The sequence below is a fragment of the Listeria sp. MAN/IMW/UF555 genome (assembly GCF_058684075.1).
Genome location: NZ_JBZWZS010000001.1, coordinates 540,024 through 557,881, shown reverse-complemented (window position 1 = coordinate 557,881; position 17,858 = coordinate 540,024). Strand labels below are relative to the sequence as shown.

The window sequence follows — 17,858 nt, the reverse complement described above, 5'->3', positions numbered from 1 at the left end:
TAAAAAAGGTTCACTTCAAAATTGTAAGTGAACCTTTTTGTGTTATTTTATGCCGTCACGATTTTGAATGATTTTATTTACGATGCCGTAATCTTTTGCTTCATTTACAGAAAGCCAGAAGTTGCGGTCTGTATCTTTGGAGATTTTTTCGTACGATTGACCTGTTGCTTCGGCGATGAGACGATTAATTCTTTCGCGCATCCGGATAATTTCTTTTGCTTCGATTTCAATTTCTGTGCTTTGACCTTGGACACCGCCAGCTGGTTGATGAATCATATAGCGAGTGTTAGGTAGGCTATAACGGTTTTCTTTGTCAGCGGCTAGGTAAATAGTAATACCAGCACTTGCAACCCATCCAGTTCCAACGACTTTCACTGTTGGTTTAATGAATTTAATCATATCGTGAATCGTATCGCCAGCTTCAACATGACCACCTTGGCTATTTACAAAAATCGTAATTGGTTCGTCGCTGATCGATTCAAGTAGTAAAAGCTGCTTAGAAACGTCTTCGGCTAACTCCTGATTGATTTCCCCGTAAATTAACACCGTTCGTGTATCAATCAATTTTTGGGTAAGGATGTTTGTGATATTTTCATTATTTTTATTCTCTGCCATGAAAAATTCCTCCTTAAAAAGCCTTAGTTTATTTGTAATACAGGTATCTTATCATAATGGTCGAAAATGGTCAAACATTTTGGATAGAAAAAAGAAAACGCTTTAGGATAGCGTTCTCTTCTTAATTTTATACGAATGCGAGTTGCCAAGTAATCCCGAATTTATCAGTTACCCAAGCCACTTTTCGAAGCGCTTCAACTTCTTCAGGTCCCATCATAACCGTACCTTCTTTAGCCAGTTTTTCAAAAAGGGTATCGAATTCATCTTCTGTGTCTGCAAAATAAAGGGTTGTTGTAGCCCAGCTGAAGTCAGGGGAGGCGTTGTTAGTCATGTCCATAATCATAAATGATGCTCCCTTAATTTCAAAGGTAGCATTCAGCACCTTGCCAATATCGCCGCCTTGTTCTGGTTTTGTGAAGTAAGTTAAGCCGATTTTTTTCGCATCTGGAAAAGTGTCTAAATAAAAATTAAAAGCTTCCTCGCCATTACCATTAAAAGTGAAAAATGTGGAGATTCGTTTTGCTTGATTAAACATTTATTTTACCTCCTTTTGAATTATTTTAACTATACCCGAAAAATGTTTCAATTATGTGTTAAAATGAAGAAAAATGTGCGGGGGCTTGATGATGAAATATCCGATAATGCTTGATATTACAGGGAAACGGGTTGTCATAATTGGCGGCGGGAAGGTGGCGCTTCGTAAAGTAAAGGGGCTGCTTCATACCGGAGCTGATATTTTAATTGTCGGATTAGATGTTTTGCCAGAGATAAAAGAGCTTCAAGTGCAGGTGAAAGAAGAAGCTTACCGGGCCGAACATCTAGCTGGTGCTTTTTTGATATTTATTTGTACGAATAACCCAGAAGTAAACCAAATGGTACTGAAAGATCATCTGCCAGAACAACTAGTGAATGATACGACAGAACAAAAGAATTCCGATTTTTTCAATATGGCAACTGTATCAAAAAATGAGTTGCTAGTCGGTATTTCAACGGGCGGCGGTAATCCTGGATACGCCAAGAAAGTAAAACGGGAAGTCAGCCAGTTAGTAGAAAATTTAGAAACAGAAGAAATCGGAAGGCGTAACAAAAAAGATAAAACCTGCTAAATTTTAGTAGGTTTTTTATTCTATTATATTGCTCTCTTTTAGGTTGCAAAATTTTACTATAGATTTTGGAATGTAAACGCTCTATCATTGAAGTATACTGAAAAACTATTAAGAGGGTGCTGAGCCAAATGTCCATTTTAGAAAAGATTAAAGATGCCGGAGTTGTTGGTTGTGGTGGAGCGGGCTTTCCGACCCATGCCAAATTTAGCGGTGAAGTGGAATACTTAATTATTAACGCAGCGGAATGTGAACCGCTCCTAAAAACAGATCATTTTGTCATGAGAAACCATGCAGTAGAAACGATTAAAGCAATTGAAATGGTTAAAAACCAAGTAGGTGCAGAGTTTGCCGTTATTGCAACAAAACGGTATTACACAGAAGAAATTGCGGCTTTACGGTCAGCAATTACAGAACTAAATGCAAGCGTGACAATACATGAGATGGATAATGTCTATCCAACTGGCGACGAGCAAGTGATGGTCTTTGAAGTGACTGGACGCGTTGTGCCACCGAGCGGTATTCCACTTATGGTTGGCTGTATTGTATCGAATGTCTCGACAATGTGGAACGTCTTTCATGCGATTCAAGATGACGCGCCGGTTGTTCGTAAACAGTTAACAGTAACTGGAGCAGTTGGAGAGCCAAAACTTTTAGATGTACCAGTTGGAACGCCATTTGAAGTATGTTTAGCAGCAGCTGGTGGAACTAATTTAGACGAGTATTTATTTTTAGATGGTGGACCGATGATGGGGAAATTAAATGATCAGTCCACTATTGCTGAAAAAGTTGTAACGAAAACAACTTCTGGTTTGATTGTGGCAGAGGATACGGGTTATCTGCACAAGCTACATTACCAAACAGTGGAACAAATTTTTAATGAAACAAAATCGGCTTGTATTCAGTGTTCGCTTTGTTCGGATTTATGCCCGAGACAACAATTAGGTCATGATATTCATCCGCATAAAGTCATGCGCCATTTTGCGGTTGCAGAAGATATAACGGATATTAAACCAGATCCGATTTGGGAAGAAGCGATGATTTGTTGCGAATGTGGTATTTGTGAAGTAATTGCCTGTCCGATGGGGCTTTCCCCGCGCCAAGTAAACATTCATGTGAAAAAAGAGCTTTTAAAACAAGGTGTTCGTTATCAAACTGATAAAAAAGAATTTACGCCTGACCCGATGCGCGATTATAAATCGATTGCTCCAAAAAATATTCTAATTAAAATGGGCTTGCAGCAATATGCTGATGTTCATTTAGAAACAATGCATTATTTAGATGTGGATGAAGTTTTTATCCCAACAAAAATGCATATTGGTGCGCCGTCTATTCCAGTAGTAAGTGAAGGGGACATCGTGAAAAAAGGCGATTTAATTGCGAAAATTCCTGATACTGCTCTTGGGGCAAATATCCATGCAAGTATTGACGGTCAAATTATTCGTATAACCGAAGAACAAGTTCATATTAAGAAGGTGATGTCATGAAAATGGATACATTAGGATTTCTCGAATTAAATAGTATTTCGAAAGGCATCGAGGCGGTTGATACAATGCTAAAAGCGGCCAACTCCGAATTGATTTATGCTAAAGCAAGCTGTCCTGGGAAGTATTATATATTAATTGCAGGTACAGTAGATTCTGTAGCACAATCAATTGAAGCTGGAACGAAGATTGGTGCGGCAAATATCGTTGGGAACTTAGTCATTCCTCGCGTGTCCGACCAAGTAATCAAAGCAATTAACAAAACGGAAGTGCCAGATGAGATGAATGCAGTTGGTGTTATGGAGTATTATTCCTGTTCAGGATCAATTATTGCTGCAGATGCCGCGGTAAAAGCTGCAGATGTTCAGTTAATGGATATTCGGTTGGCGACGGGGATTGCTGGTAAATCTTTCGTTGTTCTAACTGGTGATACAGCAGCATGTGAAGCAGCCGTGGAAGCGGGACTTGCAGCTGCTAAAGAGGAAGCACTTTTAATTAATAAAGTAGTTATACCAAGACCTCGTAAAGAAGTTTTCGAGAGTTTAATCTATTAAAAAGATAACAATATATTGTCATAGAGTTTTTGAGAAAGGTACGCACTGACTGTGGTTGCGTGCCTTTTGAACAATCTGACAAAATAGTGGCGCTTAAATATGATAGGATTATTTTGAGATAGTTTGTCTAGATGAGGAGTGAAGAAAATGAGTTTTGATGATAATAAAGAGCGTGTAATACAAGAATATGTACCGGGAAAACAGGTGACGCTGGCGCATTTAATCGCCAACCCGAACCGTGATATTTATACAAAATTAGGATTAGAAGAAGGCGCAAGTGCGATTGGAATTTTAACGATTACGCCAAGTGAGGCTTCGATTATTGCGAGTGACATTGCAACTAAATCAGGTGACGTAAGAATTGGATTTATTGATCGTTTTAGTGGCTCCGTTGTACTTACAGGTGATGTTTCTTCTGTTGAATCAGCTTTACAACAAGTCGTTTATTCATTACATGAGATTTTGGACTTTTCTATTCCAAAAATCACTAGGAGCTGAGTCACTTGAAGAAAATGATGGTAATGGGTTCAGTTGGTTGTGGTAAAACAACGCTGTGCCAGAAATTACATGGATATGATATTTTATATAAAAAAACACAGGCTGTGGAGTATTTTCAAGAAATGATTGATACACCAGGCGAATTTGTACAGCATAGACAACTTTACAGTGCGCTCACTGTGACTGCGGCTGATGCATCAGTAATCGCGATTTTACAAAGTGTAACGGAGAAGAAGCAGACGTTTTCACCGATGTTTGCCAGTATTTTTGCTAAACCGGTTATTGGGATTGTTACAAAAGTGGATTTAGCGGAATCGGACAAAGACATCGAGCGAGCAGAGCGGGAATTACGTATGGCTGGCGCGAAGCATATTTTTTATATTTCTTCTGTAGAGGAAACTGGAATAGAGGAGCTTCGGGCATATTTGGAAGATTAATTTTAACTAAGTGGGGGTTATTTTATGCCTCAAGTGAGGGATTTATCTGTAATTGATGTGCCTGGTGGTTGTGTTTTGACGAGCTGTGATATTAGCGCTGGGTTTGGTGAGAAAGTGCATGATGGCTTAAGAGTTGCGCCGGAAGTCACAGCTCGGTTGACCTTGAGAGTTGCTCTATTAGAAATGCTTGCTTCAGGTGCTGTAGTAGTGGCTGTGAGTGATGTTATCGGAGCGGAAATGGAGCCGACCGGTAAACGTGTTATCGCAGGTCTAAATGATGAACTTATTAAGGCTGATTTAGGTCATATTGAATTAAATGGTAGTACTGAAGAAAATATGAACGTAACACAAACTAGTGTAGGCGTTCTTGTAACTGGTTTTGCGACTAAAGCTGCACTTAAGCTCATAAATGTGCATGAAGCTGCGGTCTTATTTGCATTTGGCGAACCGATTGTTGGAGCAGAAGTTTTGCAGAGGATGACGGAAATGCCAGATTATCATTTGGTCAAACAGTTAGTTTCTGATAGTAGAGTACTTGAAGTTGTGCCGGTTGGGTCGAAAGGAATGGCTTATGAGGCCAATACTTTAGCACAGCTCAATGATTGTGTTTTCGAAGCCAGTGGCGTTTTTAATGAAGCGACCATGAATAAAACTGCTGGGCCGGCTTCGGTTATTTTAGTAGCAGTTAAAGCGAGTGAAGTAAAATCATTTGAGCAGAATTTTCCAGCTGCTAAATGTTTAGGAGAGTTGAGGAATTACCATGGCTGAAATGATGCTTGTAACTGGTGGCGCTAGAAGTGGTAAAAGTAATTTTGCTGAAAAAGAAGCTGCCAAATATGATCGTGTTTTATATGTGGCGACTGGAATTGCATTTCAAAATGATACAGAGTTTCAAGCTAGGATAAAAAAACATCAAGCAACCCGTCCAGAGAACTGGGATACTTTTGAAGCGTTTAAAGGGATTGCCACTTATTTGGAGCAACATGGAAATCAATATGATGTAATAATGCTTGATTGTGTAACGATGTTAGTAACTAATTTATTTTTTTCGTTGCTTGGTGAGCGCGAGTTGACAAATGAGATTGCTGATGAAGTAGAAGCGGGAATTCAATCGGAAGTTTGCGCAATTTTAAAAGCAGGAAAGCAATCCTCTGCCAAACTTATTTTTGTTACGAACGAAATTGGGCTAGGGGTTGTACCTGAAAACAAGTTAACTCGAGTATTTCGAGATATTATTGGTCGTATTAATCAGCAAATTGCAACGGAAGTAGAGGAAGTTTATTTTGTCGTGAGCGGCATTCCGAAAAGGTGGAAGTAATATGAAAACATTGATTTTATTAATTCAATTCTTTACGCGAATTCCGCTACCGATCCAAATAAATATGGATGAGATTAACTTGAAAAAAGGGAGCGCGCTTCTTCCATTTGTTGGGGTTGTTATAGGTGCTTGGAATTGGCTCGTTTTTTCTTTAGTAGCGCTTGTTATGCCTTTGCCAGTTGCGATTATCGCAGGACTTTTTGCAGAAATTATTATTACGGGCGGATTCCATGTTGATGCGCTTGCAGATACAGCTGACGGATTATTTTCTTCGCGTAAAAAAGAGCGGATGCTAGAAATTATGAAAGATAGTCGGGTTGGTGCCAATGGTGTGATTGCGATTTGCTTTTATTTTCTTTTCTATGGCGCTTTATTTCTTTCTGTTCCAAATCTACAGCAGATTGGCTGGTTGTTTTTCGTTTTACCAATCGTTGCAAAAGGTGTGACAATGCTACTTTTTGCGAAAATGAGTTATGCAGGATCGAAAGAAGGGCTTGGTTCTATTTTTCTAGGTGTTCCTTGGTGGCCGATTATGATTGCCCAAGGGATTGTCCTCTTTGTTTTAGCGTTGTTTTTCTCTTATGTTGGGCTAATTGCTTACGCCGGCGTGTTAGTATTTACGATTATTTACCGGTTATTTGTATATAAGCGAATTGGTGGAATGAACGGGGATACGCTTGGTGCAGGTGGGCAAATGGGACAACTTGTGTGTCTATTTTGTTTAGTGTTAATTTGGGGGTTGATGTAATTGCAACTTATTTTTGTCCGGCACGGCGAAACCGACTGCAATGCACTAAAAAAATATTGTGGTCAAATGGACGTGGCTTTAAATGAAAATGGTATAAGACAAATGAAACGACTTCAAGAGAGACTTACTGATTACTCATTTGATTTAGTAGTTACAAGCGATTTAATGCGAGTAAGTCAGTCTGCAGCATTGTTAAGTAGCCGAAAGCCGATTCGTTTTCCTACATTTAATGAAATGAATTTTGGCGATTTTGAAGGATATACCTATCAAGAAATTAGTACTAAGTTTCCTGTCGCCTGGGATGACTATTGTAGTAACTGGCAAACAGCTCCGTTTCCAAATGGGGAAAGTTTTCCGGTTTTTTATGAGCGAGTGATAGCTACATTTAAGGCTGAATGGGAAAACTGGCAGAAACTCGATACGGTGTTATTTGTAGGGCATCTTGGTGTGTTACGCGCCATTGCACTTTTTCTACAAGATCAAAAAATAGCACAATTTTGGGATGCCGATTTTAAGCAAGGGTGCTATTCGCTCTGGGACAATAAGTCTCAAAGTTTTCTCATTTCTAATCAATAGTAGATTTTTGTTGTTTCAGGTGAAAACGCTTTTTTTGTAAATTGTTTGTGGTAAGATGTAGGTAGTTAAATAGGTCTTATGTTGGTGGAATGTGTTTGCATTTCTGAAAGAGGAATTCGGTGTGAAGCCGGAACTGCCCCCGCAACTGTAAGGTGGACAAGAATTGAAAATAACCACTGTGCGTTTTTGACGTATGGGAAGGTTCAATTGTTGAATGAAGCCAAGTCAGGATACTCGCCAAATAAGACGGAAGCAACTCTTTTTCGGGGTCCTAAAAAGCGTATGCGGGTAGTATAGCTTATTTGCTGTGCATAAACTCTCATTCGATATTGGATGAAAGTTTTTTTGTTTTTCAGGCAGCAAAAAAGTCATATTCTGAAATAATCATCGAATATGACTTTGGAAAGTACTTATTTTAAGGTTTCGCGGTAGCCTTTTGGAGTTACATCAAACTCTTTGCGGAAGACTTTGCAGAAATAACTCGTTTGTGTGAAGCCTAAGTTACGAGCAACATTATCAATCGACCAACGCGGATTTTTCAGCATATCTTTTGCGAGCGACATTTTCTTTTGGTTTACATAATTGATAAAATTAACATTCATTTCTTTTTTGAATAATTTACTGAAGTAATAAGAGCTAAGGTATACATGACTTGCAACTTCATCAAGTGTAATTGGACGATTGAGATTTTTTTCAATATACTTAAGTGCTTTTCGAATTTCTTTATTATCTTCATGATGTGTTGGTTTATTGTGATGGAAGACGATTTTTTGTTTTTGTTCTTCGCGGCTTTTTTCCATTTCAGATTTCAAGTAATACTGGGAGATAATTGTAAGCATTTCGGCAGAAGAATTGATTTTTTTAGAGCTGAAAACAGGGACAGAGCGAAACGCGGAAATTAGGTCTTTATCGTTTTTCCAATCAGTTTCTTCTGTTTGAATATTACCAACTTCACTATTTTCTTCACAAATAACCTGGCCACTGAGTAAAAATCCGCTCAGTTGATTTTCGACGACGATTGGAACTGAAAAATCGGTTAGTCCAGCGTGACATCGATAAATTAAAGGCTTTCCGGTTTTAGAAGCTTCCAACCCGCCAAACATATCACATTTTTGGCAAAGCGAGCGATATTTTGGGTTAGAACGAATGAGTTGGCAAAAAGGAGTAAAGTTACATAATCTTGAAACTTCGGTACCGTGTATATCTACAACAACTGAGGCTAGACTAGTAGCGGCTGAGAACTCATCCATGACTTTTTCAAGAAGCATTTCATTGCTTTTGGTTTGTAGTAACATAGCTATTCCCCTTTCGGCAATACTTGGCGTGTTTCTGTCGTTCTTAGTATAGCATATTTATAATGCGCTTACATTTTCTTGCCATGAAGATAACAATATATTGCTAAGACTAATTTCATAGTAGAAAGCCCAAACCATGCTCTACTGGATGGCTTTTTGTCGTTTATTTTTTTGAAGGCGCAAAATTGTGTTAAAACACGATTCAAGTCTTCTTTTTTTATATTGTAAGCGGCAACTATTTATATATTAGATTGCATATACTGAGAGAGTAAAATACTTATTTTGAGAAGGAGGTACACCCATGCAAGAAGCACTAGGCTTAGTTGAAACTAAAGGGCTAGTTGGCGCCATTGAAGCCGCTGACGCCATGGTTAAATCAGCTAACGTAACATTAACAGGGTACGAAAAAATCGGATCCGGGCTTGTTACTGTGATGGTTCGAGGAGATGTTGGTGCAGTTAAAGCAGCAACAGACGCTGGAGCAGAAGCAGCAAGAAATGTAGGTACCGTAATGAGTACGCATGTTATTCCTCGTCCGCATACTGAGGTGGAAGAAATTTTACCAGTGAGGGTGAAGTCAGATGAGTGAGCAAAATAAACTAATTGACGAAATTCTAAAACAGGTAATGGAAACGGTTAATGATGCCCCGGAAAAACTAGTAGAGGATGGAGGATCACGTCAAATGAATGAAAAAGCAGTTCAATTAACAGAGTTTGTAGGAACAGCGATTGGAGATACAATCGGCCTAGTGATTGCGAATGTAGACGGACAACTTTTAGAAGCAATGAAGCTTGAGAAGTCTTACCGTTCTATAGGTATTTTAGGAGCCCGTACTGGTGCAGGCCCACATATTATGGCAGCAGATGAAGCTGTAAAAGCAACGAATACAGAAGTAGTAAAAATCGAACTACCGCGTGATACAAAAGGCGGTGCAGGTCACGGTTCTTTAATTATCTTTGGTGGTGATGATGTTTCTGACGTTAAACGCGCAGTGGAAGTTGCACTGAATGAATTAGATAAAACTTTTGGAGATGTATACGGTAATGAAGCAGGACATATTGAACTTCAATATACTGCTCGCGCAAGCCACGCACTTAATACAGCATTTGGCGCACCAGTAGGTAAAGCATTTGGGCTTATGGTTGGTGCACCGGCTGGAATTGGTGTTGTAATGGCTGATACTGCAGTGAAATCCGCCAATGTAGATGTAGTTGCATATTCTTCACCAGCAGATGGAACAAGCTTCTCCAATGAAGTTATTCTTTGTATTTCAGGAGATTCTGGCGCAGTTCGTCAAGCAGTTATTTCTGCACGTGAAATTGGTAAAAAATTACTTGGAGCTTTAGGGGATGAACCGAAAAATGATCGTCCATCCTACATTTAGAACGGAGGGTAACGACTGATGAAATCAAAACGCTTTGAAGAATTAGCAAAACGCCCGGTCAATCAAGATGGTTTTGTAAAAGAATGGATTGAAGAAGGCTTAATCGCAATGGAAAGTCCAAATGACCCAAAACCAAGCATTAAAATAGAAAATGGTAAAGTAGTCGAAATGGACAGCAAAAAATTAGCTGATTTTGACTTAATTGACCATTTCATCGCTAAATATGGCGTCGATTTATCCCGTGCGGAAGAAGTTATGAAAATGGATTCTGTGAAGCTCGCAAACATGCTTTGCGACCCAAATGTACCGCGGGAAAAAATCGTTTTACTTACAACAGCAATGACACCGGCAAAAATAGTAGAAGTAGTTTCACAAATGAACGTTGTCGAAATGATGATGTCCATGCAAAAAATGCGCTCACGTAGAACACCGACAACGCAAGCTCACGTAACTAACTTGCGTGATAATCCTGTTCAAATTGCAGCAGATGCAGCAGAGGCAGCAATTCGTGGTTTTGACGAGCAAGAAACAACCGTTGCGGTAGTTCGTTATGCACCTTTCAACGCACTTAGCTTATTGGTAGGTTCGCAAACTGGCCGTGGTGGCGTATTAACCCAATGTTCTCTTGAAGAAGCAACAGAATTAGAGCTTGGTATGCGCGGTTTAACTTGTTACGCTGAAACGATTTCTGTTTATGGTACAGAACCTGTATTTACAGACGGAGATGATACGCCTTGGTCCAAAGGTATTTTGGCAAGTGCTTATGCGTCTCGTGGTCTAAAAATGCGTTTCACATCTGGAACTGGTTCAGAGGTTCAAATGGGTTATGCAGAAGGAAAATCCATGCTTTACCTTGAATCGCGCTGTATTTTTATTACAAAAGCGGCTGGTGTTCAAGGGTTACAAAATGGGTCGATTAGTTGTATCGGAATTCCGGGAGCCGTACCAAGTGGTATTAGAGCGGTTCTTGCAGAGAATTTAATTGCCGTTATGTTAGATCTAGAAGTAGCTTCTGGTAACGACCAAACTTTCTCTCACTCGGATATTCGTCGTACAGCTCGTTTACTAATGCAATTTTTACCAGGAACAGATTACATTTCCTCTGGATATAGTGCGACTCCAAACTATGACAATATGTTTGCGGGTTCCAATTTTGATGCAGATGATTTTGATGATTACAATATTTTACAACGTGACTTAAAAGTAGATGGTGGTTTAACCCCAGTGACGGAGGAAGAAGTTGTAGCGGTTAGAAATAAAGCTGCACGAGTAATCCAAGTTGTCTTTGATAAATTAGGTCTTCCTGCTGTAACGGATGAGGAAGTAGAAGCAGCAACCTATGCACGTGGAAGTAAAGATATGCCAGAACGTAACATGGTAGAAGATATTAAAGCAGCAGCAGAAATGATGGACCGCGGCGTAACTGGTCTGGATGTTGTAAAAGCATTAGCTGCTGGTGGATTTGACGATGTTGCCGAAAGCGTACTAAACATGCTGAAACAACGCGTATCTGGAGACTTCCTTCATACATCTGCCATCATTGATAAAGACTGGAATGTCATTAGTTCCGTCAACGATTTAAATGATTACGCAGGCCCAGGAACTGGTTATCGCTTAGAAGGCGAACGCTGGGAAAAATTAAAAGATATTGCTGTTGCAGTTGATGCAAACGAATTAGATTAAGCTACTTCCCATTTTTTATAAAGGAGGATTAAGAGACATGGTTGAAATTAACGAAAAAGTGCTTCGCGGAATTATCTCAGAAGTACTAGATGAATTACAGCTTAAAGAAGATAAAGTTTCTTTCCAAAAAGAACAGCCAAGTGTTGCAGTTTCAGATGAGAGCTTTTTAACAGAAGTTGGGGATGCGAAACCAGGAAGACAAAAAGATGAAGTTGTCATTGCGGTCGCACCAGCTTTTGGTAAATATCAAACGAAAAACATTGTTGGCGTTCCACATAAACAGATTTTACGAGAAGTGATTGCAGGTATTGAAGAAGAAGGGTTAAAAGCACGCGTTGTTCGTGTATTCCGTTCTTCTGACGTAGCTTTCGTCGCAGTAGAAGGCGATAAATTAAGTGGTTCTGGTATTTGTATCGGCATTCAGTCGCGCGGTACAGCATTAATCCACCAAAAGGATTTACAACCACTTTCGAATCTAGAGTTATTCCCACAAGCACCACTAATCACACTAGAAACTTACCGGGCAATTGGTAAAAACGCTGCGAAATATGCAAAAGGTGAATCACCAAATCCAGTCCCAATGGTAAATGATCAAATGGCTCGTCCAAAATTCCAAGCAAAAGCAGCTTTACTTCATATCAAAGAAACGAAACATGTTGTTCAAGGTAAAAATGCAGTCGAACTACAAGTAAATTAATAGTGAGGTGAGAATGATGAATCAAGAAGCACTAGAAAATATGGTTAGAAATATTTTACAAGAAGTAAATAGTGGTGCAGTAACAACAACCACTTCTCAAAAAGCAAGCGGAGATTCACTGACTGTACGCGACTACCCACTTGGTACGAAACGTCCAGAACTTGTAAAAACAGCTTCATCTAAATCTTTGGATGATATTACGCTAAAAAGTGTTCTAGATGGCACAATTAAACCTGAAGATGTTCGTGTAACAGCAGAGACGCTTAAAATGCAAGCGCAAGTAGCAAGAGATGCAGGACGTGCTACACTCGCGAACAACTTTGAACGTGCAGCAGAATTAACCGTTGTTCCAGATGAGCGTATTTTAGAAATTTACAATGCGATGCGTCCTTACCGTTCCTCAAGAGAAGAATTGCTTGCGATTGCGGATGAATTAGAAAATGTGTATCAAGCAACAATTTGTTCTAATTATGTTCGTGAAGCAGCACAGCTTTATCAAGAGCGTAAGAAATTAAAAGGCGATAATTAAAATTCACCTTTGCTCATGATTATGTAGGAAATGCGGTGAAATGAATGAAGTATATTGCAGGTATTGATATCGGAAACTCGACAACTGAAGTGGCGCTTGCCATCCTCGACTCGGTAAATAATGCGGAGTTTGTTGCTAGCGCTATTACAGACACAACTGGTATCAAAGGAACAAAACAAAATCTTCACGGGATTTTTAAAGCGTTAAAACTAGCTTTAGAAAAAGTAAATGCAACAACAGCGGATTTGGCTGAAATTCGTATTAATGAAGCGACTCCCGTGATTGGTGATGTAGCAATGGAAACAATTACTGAAACAATTATCACAGAGTCTACCATGATTGGGCATAATCCTAAAACACCAGGTGGGCTTGGAATGGGTTCAGGAATTACAGTACATTTGGATGAAGTGGCTTCTAAATCAAAAGATACTGATTATATCGTGATTATCCCAAAAACGGTTGACTTTGAAGATGCCGCACAGCAGATTAATGATTATACCGAACTTGGCTATCAAATAACTGCTGCGATCCTTCAAGCAGACGACGGGGTGCTCGTTCATAATCGATTAAACCATAAAATTCCGATTGTAGATGAAGTTGGTTTTATTGATAAAGTTCCAGTTGATATGTTAGCGGCTGTTGAAGTCGCAGCTCCTGGTAAAGTCATTGAAACGATTTCTAATCCGTATGGTATTGCGACAGTCTTCCGTTTGAGTTCTGATGAAACGAAGAATATCATTCCCGTAGCTCGAGCATTAATTGGTAATCGTTCAGCAGTTGTGATTAAAACACCAGAAGGCGACGTAAAAGCTAGAACAATACCAGCCGGACATATTGAACTTCAATCAGGAACTAGAACGCAGCGTGTAAATGTAGCAGAAGGTTCCGAGAAAATCATGCAAGCGATTATGTCACTGCCAAAACTTGATAATGCAAGCGGCGAACCGGGAACAAATATCGGCGGCATGCTAGAAAAAGTACGACAAACCATGGCTGGACTTACTGATAAATTACCGGCAGATATTTTTATTCAAGATTTGCTGGCTGTAGATACGTTTGTTCCAGTAGATGTTCAAGGTGGTCTGGCGGGTGAATTTTCCATGGAGCAAGCTGTTGGAATTGCCTCAATGGTAAAAAGTGATCATTTACAAATGGCTGCGATTGCCTCAGAAATCGAACAAGAGCTAAATGTAACGGTCAAAATTGGTGGCGCAGAAGCTGAGGCAGCGATCCTCGGGGCACTTACTACCCCAGGAACCAATACACCACTTGCTATTTTAGACTTAGGAGCAGGTTCAACAGATGCTTCAATCATAAATGGAAAAGGCGAAATCATTGCTACTCATTTAGCTGGAGCAGGTGATATGGTAACGATGATTATCCAGTCAGAAATTGGCCTTGAAGATCGGTATTTAGCAGAAGATATAAAAAAATATCCACTTGCTAAAGTCGAAAGCATTTTTCATATTCGCCATGAAGATGGTACGGTTCAATTTTTCGATACGCCGCTTTCCCCAAGTGTTTTTGCGAAAGTAGTGATTGTAAAACCAGATGGATTTGTACCAATTCCAGGTGACGTTTCGATTGAAAAAATTAAATTAATTCGTCGTTCGGCTAAAGAGCGCGTTTTTGTAACGAATACGATCCGTGCATTAAAATATGTCAGCCCAACTGGGAACATTCGTGATATTCCATTTGTCGTTATTGTCGGAGGATCAGCCCTTGATTTTGAGATTCCGCAATTAATCACAGATGCATTATCTCATTATTCCTTAGTTGCGGGACGGGGAAATATTCGCGGACAAGAAGGACCTAGAAATGCAGTTGCAACAGGATTAATACTGTCGGGTGGTGCTGATGTATGATTCCGGTTGTAAATAAACCAGCTATTTATTTTCATGCAGATCAAAGCGCGAATCCAGACTGTATTAAACAAGTATTATTCGGAATAGAAGAAGAAGGCATTCCATGTGAATTAGAAATTATGCCTTTAAAAGACGAAGTGCAAGCCGCATTTCGAGCTTCAGCGAGTTCGCCACTTTTGGTTGGAATTACGCTCAAAAATGATCATTTAGTGATTCATTATCGTAATTTGCCGCCAGATCAGCCGCTATTTTCAGAATATCGTTTTTGCGCAGCGACCTTGGAAAAACAACGAAATATGGGAATGAATGCGGCGCGACTCGTCAAGGGTGTACCTTTTAAATAAGGAGGTGAAGGAATGCATCAAGCAATTGGAATTATTGAAATTAAAGGACTTGCTTCAGCGATTACTGTAGCAGATACAATGGCTAAAGTAGCAAATATCCAAATCGTGGACACAGAAAAAGCAAAAGGTTTTGGCTGGATTACTGTGAAAGTGGAAGGAGATGTTGCTGCCGTCAATGCTGCTCTTGAAGCAGGAGAACAAACGGCAATAGCCTCAGACAGCTTTATTGCGAAAAAAGTCATTCCTCGACCAGGGGAAGAGATTTTTACAGTATTTTGGCCAAAAGAAGAAATTGTGCCAGAAGAACCAGAATTGATTGTTGAAACAGAAGATGTCGCGGAACCTGAAACATCGGTAGAAGCGACCTGCAATTTATGTCATGATCCACTTTGTCCACGGATAAAAGGTGATCCAAGACAAGATTGTATTCATTTTGAAGAAGAGAAGTAAACCTAATTTTGAGGAGGAAATAATTATGAATAACGCACTAGGAATGATTGAAACTAAAGGACTTGTTGGCGCAATTGAAGCAGCTGACGCAATGGTAAAAGCAGCAAATGTATCGCTTGTAGGTTATGAAAAAATCGGTTCAGGACTTGTAACTGTTATGGTTCGCGGTGATGTTGGCGCAGTAAAAGCAGCAACAGATGCAGGCGCAGCAGCAGCTCGTAATGTTGGAGAAGTACAATCTATCCACGTTATCCCACGTCCACACAATGATGTAGAAACGTTGCTACCAAAAGGTTTATAAGCCGTGGAAAGAGAAGAATTAAAAGCAATAATTAAGAAAATCGTAACAGATAAATATGGTGGCGCGGAGACAGAGATTCCAATCGGAGTCTCTAACCGCCACATTCATCTAACAGAAAAAGACTATAACCAACTTTTTCCAAATGAACCTATTGAAGTGAAAAAATGGTTAAAGCAACCTGGCGAATTTGCTGCTGAACAAACTCTCACCGTAGTTTCAGAAAGAGGCGAGTTAAAGCGGGTTCGGATTTTAGGGCCACTTCGAAAATTTTCGCAAGTAGAGCTTTCTAAAACGGATGCACGGATGTTAGGGATGAATATTCCAATTCGTGTATCTGGTGATATTGAAGGAACACCAGGGATCAAACTCGTTTCTAAACATAGCGAAATCTTCTTACCAAAAGGAGCAATTGTTGCGAAACGTCATATCCATTTACCAGAAAGTGTGGCGAATGAATACGGTGTAAAACAAGGTGATGAAGTTTCTGTCCTAGTAGGTTCAGAAATACGTAGTCTCGTGTTAAACCATTGTACGATTCGAGTGAATAATCAATTTATCCCAGAAATGCATATTGATACAGATGAAGCAAACGCGGCAGATATTGCTGGCGATAGCTTTGCAAAAATAATCAAGTCGTGACCTGATAAGGAGGTGTGGAAATGGATATTTTACAAACAGCTAACGAACGGATGGAACAGCTTGCAGCACTAATGAATAAAGATACCAAACAAAAGATTTCTGCTAATCAAAAAGTAAAAGTTGGCGTCGATTTAGGGACTTCCTCGATTGTTTTCGTTGTGTTGGATGAAAATAATGTTCCGCTTTTTGGAGCGTTTGAATTTGCTGACGCTGTTCGCGATGGGCTTGTTGTTAATTACCGCGAGTCCGTAGAAGTTGTCAAACGACTTAAAGATAGAGCAGAAAAAAGCCTTGGAATAAGTTTAACGCATGCTTCTGGAGCTATTCCACCTGGTACAATCGGAAACAACAAAAAAGTAGTTGCTAACGTGATAGAAAGCGCCGGAATGGAAGCACTTTATACAATTGACGAGCCAACAGCCGCTGCAGCAGTACTAGATTTAAAAGATGGTGCAGTTGTAGATGTTGGTGGCGGCACAACAGGAATTAGCGTTTTTAAAGACGGTGACGTGATTTATACCGCAGATGAACCAACTGGAGGAACGCATATGACGCTTGTTCTAGCAGGATATTACGGTGTCTCTGTAGAAGAAGCTGAAGAAAATAAGCGCGCGCAAAAAGATTCTAGCGAGCATTTTTCTGTAATGCGTCCAGTGGTTGAAAAAATGGCAGAAATCACCCGTGTTCATCTCGAAAAATCTCCCTCAGAACCGCTTTATATTGTTGGTGGTGCTTCTGCTTATAGCCAGTTCAAAGATACGTTTGAAAGCTATTTGAAGATGCCTGTTTTTCAACCTAATTATCCGCAGTATGTCACGCCTCTTGGTATTGCCATGAGTTCAGGGAGCGGAAATTTATGATAGAAAAATTAGTTGAAATCATTGTTAAACGCTTGAAACTTCGTGCCGCAAATAAAACAGTCATCGCTGTTAGCAAAATGCCTCGCGATCCAGTTGCGATTTTTATGGAAAGTGGGACAGTTCGGTTAACCCAAGTAAACAAACATTTTCTTGAGCGGATACTAGGTGGGAATCGAGCAGAATCACTTACTATTTGGCTTGAAACTGCAGCAGAATACGGGGTAACAATTGAACTTGAACTGTATGATAACGGCGAACCTTGGCTGGATTATAAAATGCTCAGTCAGCTAGTCTATCCAGTTTTTACAAGTGCTGGTGAGAGGCTTTTTCATCCAAGTTCTGAAGTGATTTGTTACAGTGATAGCGCATTAATCCCAAGCGGAAGTACTCTTTGCAAATTTAAAAAGCAGCTTATTACACCGCTTGCAAATGAATATTTAACTAAAAATAATATTGCAGTGCGGGAAAGGCAGTGAC

At 39.7% G+C, this 17,858-nt stretch carries 24 protein-coding genes and 1 riboswitch; of the genes, 21 read left to right on the top strand and 3 right to left on the bottom strand.

Going from position 1 to position 17,858, the window contains the following annotated elements:
• Positions 1-42: 42 nt before the first annotated feature.
• Positions 43-615, bottom strand: a complete 573-nt coding sequence (locus tag AC4PG8_RS02750) for an ATP-dependent Clp protease proteolytic subunit (RefSeq protein WP_185540034.1) — start codon at positions 613-615, stop codon at positions 43-45.
• 127 nt (positions 616-742) lie between these two features.
• Positions 743-1,150 (bottom strand): VOC family protein, encoded by a 408-nt coding sequence (locus AC4PG8_RS02745; RefSeq protein WP_003771400.1) that lies wholly within the window; start codon positions 1,148-1,150, stop codon positions 743-745.
• Positions 1,151-1,241: 91 nt separating this feature from the next.
• Between AC4PG8_RS02745 and AC4PG8_RS02740 the strand changes: the two genes are divergently transcribed.
• The 9 genes from AC4PG8_RS02740 to cobC all read left to right on the top strand — a co-directional run bounded on the left by AC4PG8_RS02740 (position 1,242) and on the right by cobC (position 7,333).
• Entirely contained in the window at positions 1,242-1,721 is a 480-nt protein-coding gene (locus tag AC4PG8_RS02740; RefSeq protein WP_185547265.1) for a precorrin-2 dehydrogenase/sirohydrochlorin ferrochelatase family protein, read from the top strand.
• Positions 1,722-1,840: 119 nt separating this feature from the next.
• Complete coding sequence (locus AC4PG8_RS02735; protein ID WP_185504968.1) at positions 1,841-3,205, top strand: 4Fe-4S dicluster domain-containing protein; 1,365 nt, start codon at positions 1,841-1,843, stop codon at positions 3,203-3,205.
• The gene (locus AC4PG8_RS02730) at positions 3,202-3,756 is read left to right on the top strand and encodes a BMC domain-containing protein (protein ID WP_003719346.1); all 555 of its coding nucleotides are present in this window, start codon (positions 3,202-3,204) and stop codon (positions 3,754-3,756) included. The genes AC4PG8_RS02735 and AC4PG8_RS02730 overlap by 4 nt, the downstream gene beginning before the upstream one ends.
• 147 nt (positions 3,757-3,903) lie before the next feature.
• Complete coding sequence (gene eutS / locus AC4PG8_RS02725; RefSeq protein ID WP_003724686.1) at positions 3,904-4,254, top strand: ethanolamine utilization microcompartment protein EutS; 351 nt, start codon at positions 3,904-3,906, stop codon at positions 4,252-4,254.
• Between the two features lie 5 nt (positions 4,255-4,259).
• Positions 4,260-4,691, top strand: coding sequence for a EutP/PduV family microcompartment system protein (locus AC4PG8_RS02720; protein ID WP_003721544.1), 432 nt, complete (start codon positions 4,260-4,262; stop codon positions 4,689-4,691).
• Between the two features lie 24 nt (positions 4,692-4,715).
• The gene (gene cblS / locus AC4PG8_RS02715; RefSeq protein ID WP_492169999.1) at positions 4,716-5,459 is read left to right on the top strand and encodes an alpha-ribazole kinase; all 744 of its coding nucleotides are present in this window, start codon (positions 4,716-4,718) and stop codon (positions 5,457-5,459) included.
• Positions 5,452-6,009, top strand: coding sequence for a bifunctional adenosylcobinamide kinase/adenosylcobinamide-phosphate guanylyltransferase (gene cobU, locus AC4PG8_RS02710; protein ID WP_070753303.1), 558 nt, complete (start codon positions 5,452-5,454; stop codon positions 6,007-6,009). The genes cblS and cobU overlap by 8 nt, the downstream gene beginning before the upstream one ends.
• 1 nt (position 6,010) lies before the next feature.
• The gene (cobS, locus tag AC4PG8_RS02705) at positions 6,011-6,757 is read left to right on the top strand and encodes an adenosylcobinamide-GDP ribazoletransferase (protein WP_492169998.1); all 747 of its coding nucleotides are present in this window, start codon (positions 6,011-6,013) and stop codon (positions 6,755-6,757) included.
• Entirely contained in the window at positions 6,758-7,333 is a 576-nt protein-coding gene (cobC, locus tag AC4PG8_RS02700) for an alpha-ribazole phosphatase (protein ID WP_492169997.1), read from the top strand.
• 64 nt (positions 7,334-7,397) lie between these two features.
• Positions 7,398-7,589: riboswitch (cobalamin riboswitch) on the top strand.
• A gap of 154 nt (positions 7,590-7,743) precedes the next feature.
• On the opposite strand, the gene AC4PG8_RS02695 is transcribed toward cobC, so the two are convergent.
• Complete coding sequence (locus tag AC4PG8_RS02695) at positions 7,744-8,628, bottom strand: PocR ligand-binding domain-containing protein (protein WP_010990777.1); 885 nt, start codon at positions 8,626-8,628, stop codon at positions 7,744-7,746.
• A gap of 301 nt (positions 8,629-8,929) precedes the next feature.
• Here AC4PG8_RS02695 and pduA (AC4PG8_RS02690) point away from each other — a divergent pair, with 301 nt between their 5' ends.
• The 12 genes from pduA (AC4PG8_RS02690) to pduM are packed head-to-tail and all read left to right on the top strand — an operon-like array spanning position 8,930 to position 17,857.
• Positions 8,930-9,217, top strand: coding sequence for a propanediol utilization microcompartment protein PduA (pduA, locus tag AC4PG8_RS02690; protein WP_492169996.1), 288 nt, complete (start codon positions 8,930-8,932; stop codon positions 9,215-9,217).
• A complete protein-coding gene (gene pduB, locus AC4PG8_RS02685; protein WP_185540026.1) occupies positions 9,210-10,013 on the top strand; it encodes a propanediol utilization microcompartment protein PduB in 804 nt (267 codons plus the stop codon). Before pduA (AC4PG8_RS02690) ends, pduB begins: the two co-directional genes overlap by 8 nt.
• An 18-nt stretch (positions 10,014-10,031) precedes the next feature.
• The gene (locus tag AC4PG8_RS02680) at positions 10,032-11,696 is read left to right on the top strand and encodes a propanediol/glycerol family dehydratase large subunit (protein ID WP_185323836.1); all 1,665 of its coding nucleotides are present in this window, start codon (positions 10,032-10,034) and stop codon (positions 11,694-11,696) included.
• A 37-nt stretch (positions 11,697-11,733) separates the two neighbouring features.
• Entirely contained in the window at positions 11,734-12,393 is a 660-nt protein-coding gene (locus AC4PG8_RS02675; RefSeq protein ID WP_003721553.1) for a propanediol/glycerol family dehydratase medium subunit, read from the top strand.
• A gap of 16 nt (positions 12,394-12,409) precedes the next feature.
• On the top strand, positions 12,410-12,922 hold the full coding sequence (locus tag AC4PG8_RS02670; RefSeq protein ID WP_010990781.1) for a diol dehydratase small subunit: 513 nt from the start codon (positions 12,410-12,412) through the stop codon (positions 12,920-12,922).
• Between the two features lie 44 nt (positions 12,923-12,966).
• The gene (locus AC4PG8_RS02665; RefSeq protein WP_112119780.1) at positions 12,967-14,787 is read left to right on the top strand and encodes a diol dehydratase reactivase subunit alpha; all 1,821 of its coding nucleotides are present in this window, start codon (positions 12,967-12,969) and stop codon (positions 14,785-14,787) included.
• The gene (locus tag AC4PG8_RS02660) at positions 14,784-15,131 is read left to right on the top strand and encodes a glycerol dehydratase reactivase beta/small subunit family protein (protein WP_003761750.1); all 348 of its coding nucleotides are present in this window, start codon (positions 14,784-14,786) and stop codon (positions 15,129-15,131) included. Before AC4PG8_RS02665 ends, AC4PG8_RS02660 begins: the two co-directional genes overlap by 4 nt.
• A 12-nt stretch (positions 15,132-15,143) precedes the next feature.
• Positions 15,144-15,581 (top strand): BMC domain-containing protein, encoded by a 438-nt coding sequence (locus tag AC4PG8_RS02655; RefSeq protein ID WP_185540024.1) that lies wholly within the window; start codon positions 15,144-15,146, stop codon positions 15,579-15,581.
• A gap of 25 nt (positions 15,582-15,606) precedes the next feature.
• A complete protein-coding gene (gene pduA / locus AC4PG8_RS02650) occupies positions 15,607-15,882 on the top strand; it encodes a propanediol utilization microcompartment protein PduA (RefSeq protein ID WP_003719364.1) in 276 nt (91 codons plus the stop codon).
• 3 nt (positions 15,883-15,885) lie between these two features.
• Positions 15,886-16,521 carry a phosphate propanoyltransferase gene (locus tag AC4PG8_RS02645; RefSeq protein WP_160463941.1) on the top strand — a complete coding sequence of 212 codons (636 nt, stop codon included), beginning with the start codon at positions 15,886-15,888 and terminating at the stop codon, positions 16,519-16,521.
• A 20-nt stretch (positions 16,522-16,541) separates the two neighbouring features.
• On the top strand, positions 16,542-17,381 hold the full coding sequence (gene eutJ, locus AC4PG8_RS02640) for an ethanolamine utilization protein EutJ (RefSeq protein ID WP_153648213.1): 840 nt from the start codon (positions 16,542-16,544) through the stop codon (positions 17,379-17,381).
• Entirely contained in the window at positions 17,378-17,857 is a 480-nt protein-coding gene (gene pduM / locus AC4PG8_RS02635; protein ID WP_033533134.1) for a PduM family microcompartment protein, read from the top strand. The genes eutJ and pduM overlap by 4 nt, the downstream gene beginning before the upstream one ends.
• Position 17,858 lies beyond the last annotated feature (1 nt).